At 46.8% G+C, this 782-nt stretch carries 1 protein-coding gene; it reads right to left on the bottom strand.

Going from position 1 to position 782, the window contains the following annotated elements; genetic code table 11:
- Positions 1-82: 82 nt before the first annotated feature.
- Positions 83-782, bottom strand: a 700-nt coding sequence (locus A3761_RS07215) for a TRCF domain-containing protein (protein WP_068750042.1), incomplete at its 5' end; no start/stop codon positions are given.

The following is a 782-nucleotide window of genomic DNA, read 5'->3' on the forward strand; positions in this document are numbered from 1 at the left end:
TTAAGTAAGCATATATCTCGCTGTGAACCTGACTCGTGCTAACCTGCCAGCGAGCCGTGGAAGGCTCTGCCTACAGCTGAGGCTAAGTCGGGGCCTTGCTCAATAACGCAATCAGCGCTTCAATCTCACTTAATTTCTCTTCTGCGTTCTTGGCCTCAAGCTCAAACTTAAGTTTTGTGGCGCCTTCTAGCTTGTACTTTATCGGGTTCTTTTGCACTAGCTGAACGATGGCCAAGGGGTCGACTTTCGTGTCTTTTGAAAACTCAAAACTACCGGAGGTCTCGCCTGCGTCGATTTTATCGATGCCAACAGGATCGGCTTTGAGCTTCAGCTCTGTTTGACGCATTAGGTTTTTCACAGCGTCAGGTAACATACCGAAGCGGTCAATCATTTCGACTTGAATGTCTTTTAGGCCGTCCTTATCGGCAGCGTTAGCAATACGTTTATAGAGTACTAAACGCATATGTACGTCTGGTAAATATTCGTCAGGAATAATTGCGGGAATACGCAGGTTCACCTCGGTGCCATGCATTGGGTTCTCAAGGTCGAGCTCTTTTCCTTGTTTAAGCGATTTAACGGCTTGATCTAGCAAGTCCATATATAGGGTAAAACCGATATTCTGAATCTGGCCGCTTTGTTCTTCACCTAATAGTTCACCTGCACCACGTATCTCTAGGTCGTGCGTTGCCAACATGAAGCCCGCCCCAAGTTCTTGCGAGGCAACAATTGCTTCAAGTCGTTTTTCAGCATCGCCACTAAGTTTTTTAGAGCTGGGTGTCATG

The sequence above is a fragment of the Oleiphilus sp. HI0123 genome (assembly GCF_001635315.1).